Origin of the sequence: Rhizobium ruizarguesonis, assembly GCF_012349115.1 — a bacterium.
Taxonomy (GTDB): domain Bacteria; phylum Pseudomonadota; class Alphaproteobacteria; order Rhizobiales; family Rhizobiaceae; genus Rhizobium; species Rhizobium ruizarguesonis.
Genome location: NZ_PQIG01000024.1, coordinates 118,667 through 134,813 on the forward strand (window position 1 = coordinate 118,667; position 16,147 = coordinate 134,813).

Annotated in this window: 9 protein-coding genes; 8 read left to right on the forward strand and 1 reads right to left on the reverse strand. The window is 63.7% G+C overall.

Annotated features, from left to right (window positions below):
- The first annotated feature begins 137 nt into the window (after positions 1-137).
- From C3Y91_RS04020 to cueR, 5 genes are all read left to right on the forward strand, one after another.
- Positions 138-5,603: an alpha-2-macroglobulin family protein gene (locus C3Y91_RS04020; RefSeq protein ID WP_168575043.1), complete on the forward strand. Its 5,466-nt coding sequence runs from the start codon at positions 138-140 to the stop codon at positions 5,601-5,603.
- Positions 5,603-7,681, forward strand: a complete 2,079-nt coding sequence (gene pbpC, locus C3Y91_RS04025) for a penicillin-binding protein 1C (RefSeq protein WP_168575044.1) — start codon at positions 5,603-5,605, stop codon at positions 7,679-7,681. The genes C3Y91_RS04020 and pbpC overlap by 1 nt, the downstream gene beginning before the upstream one ends.
- A 104-nt stretch (positions 7,682-7,785) precedes the next feature.
- Positions 7,786-10,395, forward strand: a complete 2,610-nt coding sequence (gene treY, locus C3Y91_RS04030) for a malto-oligosyltrehalose synthase (protein ID WP_168575045.1) — start codon at positions 7,786-7,788, stop codon at positions 10,393-10,395.
- Between the two features lie 105 nt (positions 10,396-10,500).
- On the forward strand, positions 10,501-13,026 hold the full coding sequence (locus C3Y91_RS04035; protein ID WP_168575046.1) for a heavy metal translocating P-type ATPase: 2,526 nt from the start codon (positions 10,501-10,503) through the stop codon (positions 13,024-13,026).
- 9 nt (positions 13,027-13,035) lie between these two features.
- The gene (cueR, locus tag C3Y91_RS04040; RefSeq protein ID WP_018494455.1) at positions 13,036-13,425 is read left to right on the forward strand and encodes a Cu(I)-responsive transcriptional regulator; all 390 of its coding nucleotides are present in this window, start codon (positions 13,036-13,038) and stop codon (positions 13,423-13,425) included.
- A 4-nt stretch (positions 13,426-13,429) separates the two neighbouring features.
- On the opposite strand, the gene C3Y91_RS04045 is transcribed toward cueR, so the two are convergent.
- Positions 13,430-13,738, reverse strand: coding sequence for a hypothetical protein (locus tag C3Y91_RS04045; protein ID WP_018494456.1), 309 nt, complete (start codon positions 13,736-13,738; stop codon positions 13,430-13,432).
- 184 nt (positions 13,739-13,922) lie between these two features.
- Between C3Y91_RS04045 and C3Y91_RS04050 the strand changes: the two genes are divergently transcribed.
- Genes C3Y91_RS04050 through C3Y91_RS04060 form a run of 3 tightly spaced genes read left to right on the forward strand, consistent with a single transcriptional unit; the run spans position 13,923 to position 15,947 of the window.
- Positions 13,923-14,462, forward strand: coding sequence for a sigma-70 family RNA polymerase sigma factor (locus C3Y91_RS04050; protein ID WP_168575047.1), 540 nt, complete (start codon positions 13,923-13,925; stop codon positions 14,460-14,462).
- Positions 14,449-15,216, forward strand: a complete 768-nt coding sequence (locus C3Y91_RS04055; RefSeq protein WP_168575048.1) for an anti-sigma factor family protein — start codon at positions 14,449-14,451, stop codon at positions 15,214-15,216. The genes C3Y91_RS04050 and C3Y91_RS04055 overlap by 14 nt, the downstream gene beginning before the upstream one ends.
- A gap of 20 nt (positions 15,217-15,236) precedes the next feature.
- Positions 15,237-15,947 carry a Bax inhibitor-1/YccA family protein gene (locus C3Y91_RS04060; protein ID WP_018071582.1) on the forward strand — a complete coding sequence of 237 codons (711 nt, stop codon included), beginning with the start codon at positions 15,237-15,239 and terminating at the stop codon, positions 15,945-15,947.
- The last annotated feature ends 200 nt before the right edge of the window (positions 15,948-16,147 follow it).

Below are 16,147 nucleotides of genomic sequence, written 5' to 3' on the forward strand. Positions count from 1 at the left end.
GGCGGTCACTCACGCCGATGTGACAGCCAGACGAAAGCGCCTGTGCGAACATGAAACAGCGCTCAACTTGAGTTGACAATCTCGCGAGGAGTGAGGAGAGTGCCGCCGGTCAGAGCCAGCATTTCCGGGGGGAACCTATGTCCGTGCGCTCGTTCTTCGCTTTCGCGACAATCGCATTTTCCACGATCGCCATCAGCTTTCCCGCCGTTGCTGCGGACACTAAGCGCGACATCCAGACAATCAAGGACGCCGATTTCTTCGGCTTCGATCTTCGCACCGAACAGAACGTCTCGCTCGATCAGTGCAAAACCTCCTGCATCGGCGACAAGAGCTGCAAGGCCTTCACCTACAATCCCAAGGTGAAATGGTGCTTCCTGAAATCCGATTTCAAGACGATGAACGCCTTCCCCGGCGCCATCGCCGGCAAGATCGTCGAAACGGCCGGCCAGCAGGAGCCGGATATCGGGGCTGCGCCGCGCCTCACCTTCCTGACCAGCGACCTCATCCAGCAGGCCCATGATTTCAAGGACAATCTCGAACTCGCTGACGACCAGCAGGGCCAGGGCGTCGACAGCCTGACGGCCAATGCCCGCATCGACCTCACTGCCAACAACCTGGCCGACGCGCTGAAGTCCTTCCACGGTGCGCTGTCGATCACGCCCGACGATGCCGATCTCTGGCTCGAAACCGCCCGCGCCGCAGCGTCGCTTGGCAGCGCCGAAAGCAACACGACCGGCCAGGCCGTGCTCGACGCGCTGAACGGCTACGAGCTGACGCGCACCACCGCCAAACGCGCCGAGGCCTTGGCCGTGCTCGCCACTGCGCTGGAGCGGAATGCCAACTACCGCCCGGCGCTCGACGCCTATAAGGCGAGCCTGGCGCTTGTCGGCGCCAAGGATGTGCAGGCCGCCTACCTGCAGCTGAAATCGACGCAGGGCTTCCGCATCACCGAACACACTGTCGATGCCGACAGCGCCACGCCGCGTGCCTGCGTCACCTTCTCCGAGGCGCTGGTCAAAACCACCGACTACACGCCCTTCGTGACGCTGAACGGCGAAGCACCAAAGGCGCTCGAAACCAAGGACAAGCAGATCTGCGTCGAGGGGCTGACGCATGGCGAGACCTACAAGATCGCCTTCCGGACCGGCCTGCCATCCGCCGTCGATGAAGTTCTGGAAGCGCCTGTCAGCGTCGACGTCTACATCAAGGACCGCAGCCAGATGGTGCGGTTCACCGGTGACAGCTTCGTGCTGCCCTCGACGGCGCGCCGCGGCATCCCGATCGTTTCCGTCAACATGACGTCGGCGAACCTCAAACTCTACCGCATCGGCGATCGCGCCATCGCGCCGCTGCTGACCAATTCGCAGTTCCTGACCCAGCTCGACGGCTACAGCGCCCAGAACATTGAGGACCAGAGCGGCGAACTCGTCTGGCAGGGCTCGATCGACATCGCCAATGAGCTCAACAAGGACATCGTCACCAGTTTTCCGGTCGATGAGGCGCTGCCCGAGCGCAAGCCCGGCATTTACGTGATGACCGCAACGGCGGCAAACGGCCCCGCGCAGGACTGGGATTCGCAGGCGACGCAATGGTTCCTGGTCTCCGATATCGGTGTCACCACCTATGCCGGCACTGATGGCCTCAACGTCTTCACTCGCTCGCTCGCCTCGGCAAAGCCGATATCCGGCGTCGAACTGCAGCTGCTCGCCAAGAACAATGAGGTGCTCGGCACTGCGACCACCGACGAAAACGGCCGCGCCACCTTCACCGCCGGCCTGATCCGCGGCACGGCGGCGCTGACGCCGGCCGTCATCACCGCCAAAAACGGCACGTCGGACTATGTCTTCCTCGACATGACGCGCGCCGGCTTCGACCTCTCCGACCGTGGCGTGACGGGCCGTGCCGCACCCGGCGCGATCGACGTGCTGACGTTTACCGAACGCGGCATCTACCGCGCCGGCGAGACGGTGCATGCCCAGGCACTTGCCCGCGACACCGACGGCAACGCCATCGACAACCTGCCGCTCACCTTCATCTTCAGCCGTCCAGATGGTGTCGAAGACCGGCGGATCGTCAGCCAGACCAGCAATCTCGGCGGCTATACCATCGATTTCCCGACCCAGGAAAACGCCATGCGCGGCACCTGGACGATGAACATCTATACCGATCCCAAAGGCAGCGCGATCGCCACCAAGAGTTTCCTCGTCGACGATTTCGTCCCCGATCGAACCGACATGGAGATCAAGACCGAGGCCAAGGAAGTCGGTCCGGACACGCCAGCGACGATTACGGTTTCCGGCAAATATCTCTACGGCGCCCCGGCCGCCGGCCTGACGCTCGAAGGCGACGTCGTCGTCAAGCCGACGCGCGAGAGTGCGGCCTACAAGGGCTTCCTCTTCGGCCTCGCCGACGAAGAAGCGAGCGAGGATTCGCGCCTGCCGATCGACGGCCTGCCGGAACTCGACGAGAACGGCGAAGCCTCGACCGACCTGACCATCAGCGACCTGCCGGCAACGACACAGTTGCTCAACGCCACCGTCTATATGCGCATGCAGGAGGCGGGTGGCCGCGCCATCGAGCGCTCCTTGACCATTCCGGTGAAGAACCAGGGCGCTTCGATCGGCATCAAGCCGGAATTTTCCGACGATCTGCCGGAGAACGCGATCGCCAACTTCACGGTGATCAGCGTCAAGGCCGATGGACAGAAGCAGGAGACAAAGGGCCTGCGCTGGAAATTCTACAGCCTCAACCGCGAATATCAGTGGTATCGCGAGGGAACGGCCTGGAAATACGAGCCTGTTTACACCGCCGAGCAGGTCTCCAACGGCAGTGTCGACGCGACGATGGACGGCGGCAAGATCTCCGTGCCGGTGACCTGGGGCCGCTATCGTCTCGAAGTGGAAAGCGCCGATGCCGACGGCCCGACTTCCAGCGTCGAATTCGACGCCGGCTGGTTCGTGACCTCGACCTCGACCGAAACGCCCGACGGGCTGGAAATCGCCCTCGACAAGGACAGCTACAAGATCGGCGAAACCGCCAAGCTCAAAGTCACCTCGCGCTATGGCGGCGAGCTGATGGTGACGGCCGGAACCGAAAAGCTGGTCGCCGTACAGAACGCCACGATCGGCGAGACCGGCGGCGAGGTCGACATCCCCGTTACATCAGACTGGGGTGCCGGTGCCTACGTGACCGCCACGCTCTTCCGCCCCGGCGACGCGCAGGACAGCCACATGCCGATGCGCTCGATCGGAATCAAATGGCTGAAAGTCGATCCTGAACAGCGGGCGCTGCAGGTGACGCTCGCAACACCCGAAAAGATGCTGCCGCGGGGACCGTTGAATATCGGCCTGCAGGTGGCGGGCGCCGGCGCCAACGAGGATGCCTATGTAACGGTTGCTGCCGTCGATGTCGGCATTCTCAACCTGACGCGCTACGAACCGCCGAATCCGGAGGACTGGTATTTCGGCCAGCGCCAGCTCGGGCTTGAAATCCGCGACCTCTATGGCCGCCTGATCGACGGGTCGCTCGGCGCCACCGGCAAGCTCCGGACCGGCGGCGATGGCGGTGCCGTGGCACTGCAGGCAAGCCCGCCGACGCAGAAGCTCGTCGCCTTCTTCTCCGGGCCGGTGAAGCTCGACGCCGAAGGCAAGGCCAATGTCTCCTTCGACATTCCCCAGTTCAACGGCACGGCGCGCGTCATGGCGGTCGCCTGGTCGAAATCAGGCGTCGGCCATGGCGTCAAGGATGTCATCATCCGCGATCCTGTCGTGGTGACCGCAAGCCTGCCGAAGTTCCTCGCCCCCGGCGACAAGGCCAATCTGCGCCTCGACATCGCCAATACCGATGCGCCGGCCGGCGATTACAAACTGCAGCTGACCGGCAATGATGCGGTCGGCATCGATGAAGCCTCCGCCTCGCAGACGATCCGTCTCGAGGCCGGTGCGAAATCCGAGCTGACGCTTTCGCTCATCGGCAAACAGCCGGGCGCCGGCAGCGTCTCGATCAACCTCTCCGACGCTTCCGGTCTTTCGCTCGACCAGACGGTCGACGTGCCGGTGCGCCCGGCCTCCTTGCCGATTACCGAACGCAGGGTGCTGGCGCTGAAGCCGGGGGCAAAGCTCACCATCGACAAGAACCTGCTCGCCGACAGCGTGCTGCCCGGCGCCGCAATCAGCGTCAACGTCACCCGTTCGGCTGCCTTCGATATCCCAGCCCTGCTGATGACGCTCGACCGCTATCCCTTCGGCTGCGCCGAGCAGACCACCAGCCGGGCGCTGCCGCTGCTCTACCTCGCCGAAGTGGCGAAGCAGGCGGGCATGGAAAACGACGACGATGTGAAGAAGCGCGTCCAGGATGCGATCTACCGCGTACTCTCCTATCAGGCCTCGGCCGGAAGCTTCGGTCTCTGGGGACCGGATTCGGGCGATGTCTGGCTCGATTCCTACGTCACCGATTTCCTGACGCGGGCCCGCGAAATGAAATACGACGTGCCGGAAAGGGCTTTCGTGCAGGCGCTCGAAAACCTGCAGAACACGTTGTCCTACACCACCGACATCAAGGGCCAGGGCGACCAGATCGCCTATGCCGTCTACGTGCTCGCCCGCAACAAGAAGGCTGCAATCAGCGATCTGCGCTACTATGCCGATACGATGATCAACGACTTCCCGACGCCGCTCGCCAAGGCGCATATCGCCGCCGCACTGGCGCTCTACGGCGATGCGCAGCGTTCAAAGACCATCTTCCTCGATGCGCTGCAGATGTCGGAGCAGTCGATGGTGTCACGCGTGAACCTGTCGCGCACCGACTACGGCACGATCCTGCGCGACGGCGCGGCGATCCTGGCGCTCGCCGCCGAAAGCCGGCCGGTGCCGCCTGTCATCCCGGAGCTTGCCAAGGCCGTCACCAAGGAATGGGGTCGCAGCAAATATAAGAGCACCCAGGAAGAGGCCTGGATGCTGCTTGCCGCCCGCGCCATCCAGGGCGGTGACGACGGCCTCAAGGTCGATGTCAACGGCGCGCCGCATACCGGTGCCTATATGGCGAAGATATCCGGCGATGCGCTGAGCGACCATCCGCTGACGCTGACCAACCAGACGGGTGACGCGGTTTCGGCCGTCGTCACCACGGTTGCCGCGCCCACCGTGCCGTTGCCGGCCGGCGGCGACGGCTTCACCATCGAGCGCACCTATTACACACTCGACGGCGAAGAGGCGAATGTCAGCGAGGCGAAGCAGAACGAGCGCTACGTCGTCGTCATCCATGTGCGCGAAACCAACGCCTGGCCTTCGCGCATCGTCATCACCGATCTTTTGCCGGCCGGCTTCGAGATCGACAATCCGAACCTCGTCGACAGCGCGCAGATGACGAATTTCGACTGGATCGGAGAGATCTCCGCCGCCCATACCGAATTCCGCTACGACCGCTTCGTTGCCGCCTTCAACCGCGCAGAAGGCGACGAGCGCGAATTCAACGTCGCCTATGTCGTGCGCGCGGTTACCCCCGGCAGCTACGACCATCCGGCCGCAAACGTCGAGGACATGTACCGGCCGGAGCTTTCGGCCCGCACGGCAACCGGCAAGATGGAGGTCGTGACGGCGCAATAATGAGGCGGTGGCACAAGTTTGCGATCGGGTCCGCAGCCGGCATCGTTCTTGCCGGCGCGGCTCTCTTTGCGCTCGATGCCGCCGACAAGGCCTTTCCGCCGCCGCTCGACAGGGCGAATGCCGTCTCCGCCGAGGTGCTCGATGCCGACGGACAATTGTTGCGCGCGTTTGCGACGTCGGAAGGCCGCTGGCGGCTGACGACGGCGGTCTCCGACGTCGATCCGCAATTCCTGCGCATGCTGATCGCCTATGAGGACCAGCGTTTCTACGAACACGGCGGCGTCGACCTCTGGGCGCTCGGGCGCGCTGCCGTGCAACTGGTCAGCAACGGCCGTATCGTCTCCGGCGCCTCGACGCTTTCGATGCAGGTGGCGCGGCTGATCGAGCCGCGCGAAGGACGCTCGCTTTCGGCAAAACTGCTGCAACTGGTGCGCGCCGTGCAGATCGAACGCCGGCTGTCGAAGGAAGAGATCCTCGACCTCTATCTGACGCACGCGCCCTATGGCGGCAATCTGGAAGGCGTGCGCGCCGCAAGCCTTGCCTATTTCGGCAAGGAACCGCGGCGCCTGGCGGTCGCCGAGGCAGCGCTGCTCGTCGCCCTGCCGCAATTGCCGGAACGGCGCCGGCCGGATCGCAATCTCAAGGCAGCCGAGGCCGCACGCAAGCGCGTGCTCGACCGGGTGGCGGTCGCCAGAGCCGTTGGTGACGGCGAAGCGGAACGGGCCGAAGGCGTCGCGGTCCCGCCCCAGCGCATGCAATTGCCGGCCCTTGCCGCCCATGTCGCCGAAGCAGCACTGCGCAAGGAGCCGACGGTCCTCAAGCACCAGACGACACTGAAGAAGCAGGTGCAGCAGGGGCTGGAGGCGGTTGCGCGGGCAGCGGCATTCAAGCTCGGGCCGAAGCTCTCGCTTGCCATGGTGATGGCGGATGCGCAGACGGGCGCGATCGTCGGCGAGGTCGGCTCGGCCGATTATTTCGACGCCAGCCGCTCCGGCTGGATCGACATGACGCGCGTCAACCGCTCGCCGGGCTCGACGCTGAAGCCCTTCATCTATGGGCTGGCCTTCGAGCAGGGCCTGGTATCGCAGGAGACGATCATCGAAGACCGGCCCGCCGATTTCTTCGGCTACCGGCCGCGCAATTTCGACATGAGCTATCAGGGCGACGTCACCGTGCGCGAGGCGCTGCAGCTTTCGCTGAATGTGCCGGCCGTCAAGCTGCTCGATGCCGTCGGGCCGTCACGGCTGATGGCGCGCTTCCGCCGCGCCGAGGTACGCCCGGTCCTGCCGCCGAATGAGACGCCGGGGCTTGCGATCGGGCTTGGCGGCGTCGGCATCACCCTGAAGGATCTGGTGCAGCTCTATACGGCGCTCGCCAATCGCGGCCAGCCGGCAAGGCTCGGCGACGGCGTCACCGGCGCACCGGGCAAGCTCGACGGCGAACCGCTGCTGGAGCCGGTCGCGGTCTGGAACGTCGCCGATATTCTCTCCGGCGTCATTCCCCCCGCCGGCGCGCCGCAACGCGGCATCGCCTACAAGACGGGCACGAGCTATGGCTATCGCGACGCCTGGTCGGTCGGCTATGACGGGCGCTATGTGCTCGGCGTCTGGGTCGGACGACCTGACAATAGCGCCGTGCCGGGATTGACGGGCTATGGTACCGCCGCGCCCATCCTCTTTGAAGGGTTCGCCAAGTCAGGCATCGCGACGACGCCGCTGCCCCGCCCGCCTGCAGGCGCCGTACGCATCGCCCAGTCCGAGCTGCCGATCAGCCAGCGGCGTTTCGCCCTCAATGCCAGCGGCCTGCTCACCTCCGGCCGCGAGGCCGCGCCGCAGATCATCTATCCGCCCGAGGGCGCGCATGTCGATCTCGGCGCTGGGCAAGGCAACCTGTCACCGCTGATGCTGAAGCTCCAGGGCGGTCGCGCGCCCTTCCGCTGGCTTGCCAACGGCAAGCCGCTGCCCGACCTCTCCCGCCGGCGCATCCAGCAATGGCTGCCTGATGGCGGCGGCTACTCGAAACTGACCGTTATCGACTCGGCCGGACGCGCCGCAAGCGTCGGCGTTTTCATCGACTGAAGCATCGTTCTTTGCGCGTCTGAAAAGACACGCGGGCGCAGTAAGGGAACAAAAGCCGCGCTGCAACCGTTGGGGACAATCTCCTTCCAACGTCAGAAGGCCCCATGACACTTCCGACAGCGACCTACCGGATACAATTCCGCAACGGCATGACCTTTGATCGCGCCCGCGGGCTCGTCCCCTATCTCAAGACACTCGGCATCAGCCACCTCTATGCCTCGCCGATCTTCACCGCCGTCAGCGGCTCGACCCACGGCTATGACGTCACCGACGCCAACGAAATCGACCCGGCGCTCGGCGGCCGGGCCGGATTCGACCGGCTGACGGAAAGTCTTGCCTCGGCGGGCATGGGGCTGATCCTCGACATCGTGCCGAACCACATGGCAGCCTCGCCGGAAAACGGCTGGTGGCGCGACGTGCTGACATTCGGCCGGCAGAGCACCTATTTCCGCCACTTCGACATCGACTGGTGCGAGCCGCTGACCCTGCCGCAGCTCGGCCAGGATTTCGATCGCGCGCTGGCCGACGGCGAGCTGCGCATCGCACTCGACGAAACGCTTGGCAACTTCGCGTTCCGTTATTTCGAGACGCTGCTGCCGCTGAACCCCGGGAGTTACGGAGCGATTGCCAACCGGCTCGACGATCCGGTGGCAATCAGGATGGCGGAGGCGGCGGCCGTGACCTCCGGCGACAACTTCAACCGTGCGATGCGAGACATCCTCTTCGAAGGCGGCGATCGGGCAGTCCTTGAGCAAAAACTCGATGACGTCTCGGCCGATCGCGATTTCATGAGAAGCCTGCATGAGGCACAGCATTGGCGGCTGACGCACTGGAAGGCGGCGGCACGACATCTGAGCTATCGCCGTTTTTTCGAGGTGACCGGACTGGTCGGCACACGCGTCGAAGATCCCGCCGTGTTCGAGGACATGCATCGGCTGGTGATCGAGCTGGTGCGCCATGGCAAGGTCCAGGGCCTGCGCATCGACCATGTCGACGGGCTCGCCGAACCCAAGGCCTATCTCGACAGGCTGCGGGAGGCGGCGGGACCAGACACCTATATCGTCGTCGAAAAGATCCTGGGAGCCGGTGAGGTCCTGCCGGAAAGCTGGCCGATCGCCGGCACCACGGGATATGAATTCATCGCTGCCCTGAGCGAGCTGTTCATCGACGGCGGCGGCCTGCGCATATTGGACGATGCCTATCGCAGCATCGCCGCCGACACGGGTGATCTCGAGGAGGGCCGGCGAATTGCCAAGCGACTGATGGTCGAACGCAATTTCGCCGGCGAGACCGACAGGCTGGTGTCGATCGCGACAGGCATCTTTCCCGAGCTAAAAAGAGACGAGATCGCCACCGCCCTCAGTGAACTGCTGATCACCTTTCCCGTCTACCGCACCTATGGCGACGGCGGCCCGCTTTCCTGGCAGGATTCAGCAGTGCTTGCCGTCACGGCATCGCAAGCCATGGCGCGGCTCGACGATCGGCGTGCCTGCGACCATGTGCTGAAGCTTCTCGAAGGCAAGGCCAAAGGTGACGCGGCCCACGAGTTCCGTATCCGCTTCCAGCAATTGAGCGGGCCGGTGATGGCGAAAGCGACAGAGGATACGCTGTTTTATCGCTATAACAGGCTGCTTGCCGCAAACGAAGTCGGCGGCGAACCGGGCAAGGCGCCTGGCGGCCCGGAGGAATTCCACCGCCGCATGGCCGAGCGGGCGCGGCTGCAGCCGCATGGGCTTTCGGCAAGCGCCACCCACGACACCAAACGCGGCGAGGATGCGCGGGCAAGGCTTTATGCGCTGAGCGAGGGCGCGGATGTATTTGCACAGGCGGTCGAGCGTTGGCGCGAGATGAACCGGCCGTGGCTGAAGGATCTGCCCGAGGGTGCCGCGCCGGAACCAAATGTCGAATGGATGCTCTATCAGGCGCTGGCCGGGATCTGGCCGGAGGATTTCGACAGAGGACAGACAGAAGAACTGCGCGAACGCTTCACCGATTACGCGCTCAAGGCGGTACGAGAGGCGAAACTGCGCAGCGACTGGACAGAGCAGGATACCGCCTACGAGGAAGCGGTCACCACCTATGCCGCGGCGCTGGTCTCGCCTGACAATGACGTCTTTCTCGAGGATTTCGAAAGGGTGCTGCAGCCTTTCATCGCGGCGGGTTACCTCAACAGCCTGTCGCAGACGCTGCTCAAGCTGACGGCCCCCGGCATTCCCGATATCTACCAAGGTGCGGAGGGTTTCGATTTCAGCCTCGTCGATCCCGACAACCGCCGGCCGGTCGATCATGAGCGGCTGACGGCCTGGCTCGATGAAGCCGGGCCGATCGCCAAGCTGCAGGCGGCGGCGCTGAAGCAGCGCCTCGTCGGGATCGGCCTGCAGCTGCGTCAGCGGCAGGCGGAACTCTTTGCCAGAGGCGACTATCTGCCGCTGAAGGTGACGGGCGCCCGACGCGACCATGTGCTTGCTTTTGCCCGGGTGCATAAGGATGACATCGCAATCATCGCGGCGCCCCGGCTGATGTTCGGCTGGCTTGACCCCGGCGTGCTCTTTGCCGGCCCGGAATTCTGGGAGGATACGGCAATTGCAGTCCCCTCCCCGCTTCACGGTCTGAAGGCCGATCTGCTGACCGGAAAGACGGTGGAGCCCGGGGGCAGCATTTCGGTCGCCACCCTGCTCGGGAGCCAGCCGGTCGGGCTGATCACCCCGATCTGAAAATCAGCCGACGCAAAGATCATATCCATGAAAATAATGCTTGACCTTCCAGTCGCTGGAAGGTGGATAAGCCTATCCAACGGCCCCCGGGACCAGGAGATAGTCATGGATATCAAGCACGAACACGATCACCCTCACGGCCACCCCGACGGCGACGATCATTGCCATTGCGGCCATGAACAGGAGAAGGCTGTCAGCGCCATGATCCGTGATCCTGTCTGCGGCATGACTGTCGATCCACAGGCCGGCAAGCCCTCGCTCGATCATGACGGCCGCACCTATCATTTCTGCTCCGAGGGCTGCCGGACGAAGTTTACGGCGGCACCTGAGGATTACCTGAGTGCGAAGGACCCCGTCTGCGGCATGACCGTCGATCGCTCGACGGCGAAACACTTTCTGAAACACGAGGGCGAAAAATTCTACTTCTGCTCGGCCGTTTGCCAAGCGAAGTTCGAAGCCGACCCCTCAGCCTATCGCGACGGCAGCCGCCCGCCGGCAAAGCCGGCGCCAAAGGGCACGCTCTATACCTGCCCGATGCACCCTGAGGTCGTCAGCGATCGTCCGGGCGACTGCCCGAAATGCGGCATGGCGCTGGAGCCGATGGGCATTCCGCCTGATGACGAAGGCCCGAACCCGGAACTCGTCGATTTCGTCAGGCGGCTCTGGGTCAGCGCCATTCTCGCCATACCGTTGCTGGCGCTCAGCATGGGGCCGATGCTCGGTCTGCCGCTCCGGGAAGCGATCGGCGAGCCGCAAGCGACCTACATCGAGCTGCTGCTGGCAACGCCGGTGGTGCTCTGGGCGGCCCTGCCCTTCTTCCGCCGCGCATGGGCGTCTGTCGTCAACCGCAGCCCGAATATGTGGACGCTGATCGGTCTCGGCGTCGGCACCGCCTATGTCTACAGCGTCGTCGCCACGCTTTTACCAGGCATCTTCCCGATGAGCTTCCATGGCCATGGCGCGGCCGTGCCTGTCTATTTCGAGGCGGCGGCCGTCATCGTCGCGCTCGTCTTCGTCGGTCAGGTGCTGGAATTGAAAGCGCGCGAACGCACCGGCTCGGCAATCCGCGCCTTGCTCGACCTTGCGCCGAAGACGGCAAGGCGCATTGATGCCGGTGATCGCGAGAGCGACGTGCCGGTGGACGATATCCAGCCTGGTGACCGGCTGCGCGTTCGCCCCGGCGAGCGGGTGCCGGTGGACGGCTCCGTTCTCGAAGGCCAGTCGACGGTCGATGAATCGATGATATCAGGTGAGCCCCTGCCGCTGGAGAAGTCGAAGGGCGACCCGCTGACCGGCGGCACGATCAACAAGAACGGCACCTTCGTCATGACCGCAGAGAAGGTCGGCGCAGACACGGTGCTGTCGCGTATCGTCGACATGGTGGCCAAGGCGCAACGCTCGCGGGCGCCGATCCAGGGCGCGGTCGACCGGGTGTCGGCCATCTTCGTGCCGGCGGTGGTCGCCGCCGCCATCCTCGCCTTCCTCGTCTGGGCCGCGATCGGTCCGGAGCCGCGCATGGCGAATGGTCTGCTTGCCGCCGTTGCCGTTCTGATCATCGCCTGCCCTTGTGCGCTCGGCCTTGCGACGCCGATGTCGATCATGATCGCGACGGGGCGCGGGGCGCAGGAAGGTGTGCTGATCAAGGACGCCGAAGCCCTGGAGCGCTTTTCCAAAGTCGACACGCTGATCGTCGACAAGACCGGTACGCTGACGGAGGGAAAGCCGAAGCTTACCGACATCGTCAGCTTCGGCGGGGTCGGGGAAAATCGGCTGCTGTCGCTGGCGGCAAGCCTGGAGCGCGGCTCCGAACATCCGCTGGCCGAAGCGATCGTTTCCGGCGCCGAGGAGCGCGGTGTCCCCTTCGTCGAGGTCACCGGTTTCGAGGCAAAGACCGGCAAGGGCGTTCAGGGCCGTGCCGGCGGCACGACGGTCGCGCTCGGCAATGCGGCGATGCTTACCGATCTCGGCATCGATCCAGCGGTCCTTGCCGAGAAGACCGAAGCCCTGCGCGGCGACGGCAAGACGGTGATGTTCGTGGTGTTCGACGGCGCACTTGCCGGTCTCGTCGCCGTTGCCGACCGCATCAAGCCGACAACGGCAGCCGCCATCAAGGCACTGCACGAGAGCGGTCTGAAGATCATCATGGCGACCGGCGACAACGAGCGCACGGCGCGCGCGGTGGCAAAAAGTCTCGGCATTGACGAGGTCCGCGCCGATGTGCTTCCGGAAGGCAAGAAGGCGCTGATCGACGAGTTGCGTGCCAAGGGCGCCATCATCGCCATGGCCGGCGATGGCGTCAACGACGCGCCGGCGCTCGCCGCCGCCGATGTCGGCATCGCCATGGGTACCGGCGCCGACGTCGCGATGGAAAGCGCCGGCATCACATTGGTGAAGGGCGACCTGAACGGCATCGTCAGGGCACGACGGTTGGCGGAGGCGACGATGCAAAATATCCGGCAGAATCTCGGCTTCGCCTTCGGCTACAATGCGCTCGGCGTGCCGATCGCGGCCGGCGTACTCTACCCGATCTTCGGGCTGCTGCTTTCGCCGATGATCGCCGCGGCGGCGATGAGCCTCTCGTCCGTCTCGGTGATATCAAATGCGCTGAGACTGCGCTTTGCAAAACTATAGGAGATGGCGATGAATATCGGCGAAGCATCGGAACGAACCGGTCTGCCTTCGAAGACCATCCGCTACTACGAGGATATCGGCCTCATCCGCCCCGAAAGGGGCGGAAACGGCTATCGCGACTATGCCGCAACCGACGTCCACAAGCTGCGCTTCCTGCAGCGTTCGCGCGGTCTCGGCTTTTCCGTCGAGGAATGCCGGCAATTGCTGGCGCTCTATGAGGACAAGGACCGGGCGAGCATCGATGTAAAGGATATCGCTCAGACCAAGCTTGCCGAGATCGACCGAAAGATCCGCGAACTGACGGAACTGCGCCGGACGCTGGAGCACCTGGTGCATGCCTGCCACGGCAACGACAGGCCGGACTGTCCGATCCTCGAAGAGCTTTCGGACGGCGGCTGACTGTTCAGGAAAGCGGCGGCATATTCTGGTTGGCTGCCTGCGAGGACGGAGCCGGTTCGTCGGGCTCCTCATCTTCGCAGTCGTCGAGCACGGCATCATCCAGCCGATGCTTGATCGCCAGCGCATAGATCACGTCGAGAATATTGCGGTCCTTCAGATGAGGATCGCCCAGGGCGAGAAGCGAGGCCCGGACGATCTTCTTGCTGGTGGCCTTCGGACAGCGCGCCCTGACAAAATCAAAGAGCGCGTCATCCGTCAGCCCTTCCATGGCGCCGTCTACGAGCGCTTCGTAGACCCGCTTCTTTTCTTTCATTCTTTCTATTCCCCTGCAAATCAGCGGCGTCATGATCTGTCATGTAATTGTCATAAACAATCGCTGATTTGAGGCTTTCCTCCGCCGGGGAAGGATTTGACGTCTATCCAGCGACGGGCTTCCCGCCCTGACTTTTTTTAGTTCCGTCGGGAATAAAACCCGCCGCACGCGCGTATACTCAATCATGGAACGCAAAGAACGCCCCTTCGACGTCATCGGACAGCTTGCAGCGCTGAGGCGCTACGCTCGCTCGCTGGTGCGTAATTCGGACGAGGCGGAGGATCTGGTGCACGATGCGTTGGTGCGCGCCTTCGAGAAGCGAAAGAGCTTTCGCAACGGCGGCAACCTGCGCACCTGGCTGCTCTCCATCCTGCACAATGCCCATATCGATCGTCTTCGCCGCAACCGGTCGCTGACGCGCCGCCACGATGAAGCGGCTGTCGAATCCGAGCAATCGCTGCCGGCCGGCCAGGAACATGCCGTGCGCCTGCAGCAGGTGCGTGACGCCTTCTTCGCCCTGCCGGAGGAACAGCGCGAGGCGCTGCATCTCGTCGCAATCGAAGACCTTTCCTACCAGGAAGCCGCCCAGGCGCTCGGCATTCCTGTGGGGACGCTGATGTCGCGCATTTCCCGCGCGCGCGCGCAACTGCGCGAATTCGAGGAGAAGACGCCGCGGGTTTCGCATCTGAGACTAATCGGAGGGAACGGCAATGAAAGCAGTTGATCCGATCCTCGATGCCGACCTTAACGCCTATGTGGATGGCGAGCTCGATGTCGCCCGTCGCATCCAGGTGGAATCCTATCTTTCCGAGAATCCGGCGATTGCCGCCAAGGTCATGGCCGACCTCAGCGTGAGGGGCGAACTGCGTCTGGCACTGGCCGGCGAAAGTGCCTTTGGCCGCCCCGAGACCCGCGATGCCGCCCGCCGGCTGGAACGTGGCCTTTCCTATGGCCGCATCTTCCATTCCATGCAGCGCGTTGCCGCCGTCGGCATTCTGATCGCCGCCGGCTGGGTGGCGCACAATTCCTTCGGCGCCTTTTCGGCGACTGAGGTGGCGGCATCCGTTCCGGCACCCGCCTATGTCGAGGATGCCGTCCGCGCCTATCAGACGGCGGCTCTGCGCCAATCGATGCCTCCGCAAACGCCGGCCACCTATAGCGCCGACGATATTCGCGCCGCCACCGCGATCGTGATGCCCGAACTGCCCAGGGATTGGAAGGTCGCCGACGTGCAGATCTTCCCGTCCGAGTTCGGCCCCAGCGTCGAGATGGCGATCGAACAAGCAGATGGAAAGCAACTGTCGCTTTTTGCCGTCCGTCCGGGCGCCTTCGAGGTCAAGCCGGTCAGTCATCTCACGCTGGAAAAAGCAGAAGCCGCCTATTGGCAGATCGGCGAGGTCGCTTATGCGCTGATCGCAGAGGATAGCGGTCTCAATCTCGACCAGGCGGCCGAACGGCTCGCCCGCTCGCTCTATTAATTCAAACCGAGGAGATCAGCATGAACCCGATCAATCCCCGCTACGGCGCCGTCGCCGGCCCCCAGGCCCTCTTCGACGAAGGCCTGCGCCAGCATATGCTGCGCGTCTACAACTATATGGCTCTCGGCCTCGTCATAACGGGCCTCGTCGCCTTTGTCGTCGGCTCGACTCCAGCACTCTACGTCCCGATCTTCGGCTCGCCGCTGAAGTGGGTGGTGATGCTTGCCCCGCTCGCCTTCGTCTTCTTCTTCTCGTTCAAGATCCAGACGATGTCGGCCAGCACCGCTCAGATCACCTTCTGGGCCTTCTGCGCCGTGATGGGCCTGTCGCTCGCTTCCGTCTTCCTGGTCTTCACCGGGATGAGCATCGCGCGGACCTTCTTCATCACCGCGACGATGTTCGGCGCCACCAGCCTCTACGGCTATGCGACGAAGCGTGATCTCTCGCGCATGGGCTCGTTCCTGATGATGGGCCTCTTCGGCGTCATCATCGCCTCGGTCGTCAATATCTTCCTGGGCTCGAGCGCGCTGCAGTTTGCGATCTCAGTGATCGGCATCGTCGTCTTCGTCGGTCTGACCGCTTACGACACGCAGAACATCAAGGAACAGTATTCGGAAAACTTTGATCAGGAATCGAACCAGAAGCTTGCCGTCTTCGGTGCGCTCTCGCTCTACCTGAACTTCGTCAACATCTTCCAGCTTCTGCTCAACTTCACGGGCGAGCGGGAATAGCACCGCGCTTCTGGGGGCAAAGGAAGCGCAGAGCGCCCGGTCTGCAATCTGTGACAGGATTGCAGATCGGGTATTCAACTAAACGAGACGGCCGGGTCAACGCCCGGCCGTTTTCGTTTTTAAAGCGCATCGCGTCAAATCGGAATCATGCGACGCGCTTTAAGCCTTTGTTTTATGCCTGTCGTTGTCCCAAAACCGCT

Coding starts and splice junctions, on each gene's coding strand:
- C3Y91_RS04020 (WP_168575043.1), top strand. CDS start 138: ATGTCCGTGCGCTCGTTCTTCGCTTTCGCGACAATCGCATTTTCCACG.
- pbpC (WP_168575044.1), top strand. CDS start 5,603: ATGAGGCGGTGGCACAAGTTTGCGATCGGGTCCGCAGCCGGCATCGTT.
- treY (WP_168575045.1), top strand. CDS start 7,786: ATGACACTTCCGACAGCGACCTACCGGATACAATTCCGCAACGGCATG.
- C3Y91_RS04035 (WP_168575046.1), top strand. CDS start 10,501: ATGGATATCAAGCACGAACACGATCACCCTCACGGCCACCCCGACGGC.
- cueR (WP_018494455.1), top strand. CDS start 13,036: ATGAATATCGGCGAAGCATCGGAACGAACCGGTCTGCCTTCGAAGACC.
- C3Y91_RS04045 (WP_018494456.1), bottom strand. CDS start 13,738: ATGAAAGAAAAGAAGCGGGTCTACGAAGCGCTCGTAGACGGCGCCATG.
- C3Y91_RS04050 (WP_168575047.1), top strand. CDS start 13,923: ATGGAACGCAAAGAACGCCCCTTCGACGTCATCGGACAGCTTGCAGCG.
- C3Y91_RS04055 (WP_168575048.1), top strand. CDS start 14,449: ATGAAAGCAGTTGATCCGATCCTCGATGCCGACCTTAACGCCTATGTG.
- C3Y91_RS04060 (WP_018071582.1), top strand. CDS start 15,237: ATGAACCCGATCAATCCCCGCTACGGCGCCGTCGCCGGCCCCCAGGCC.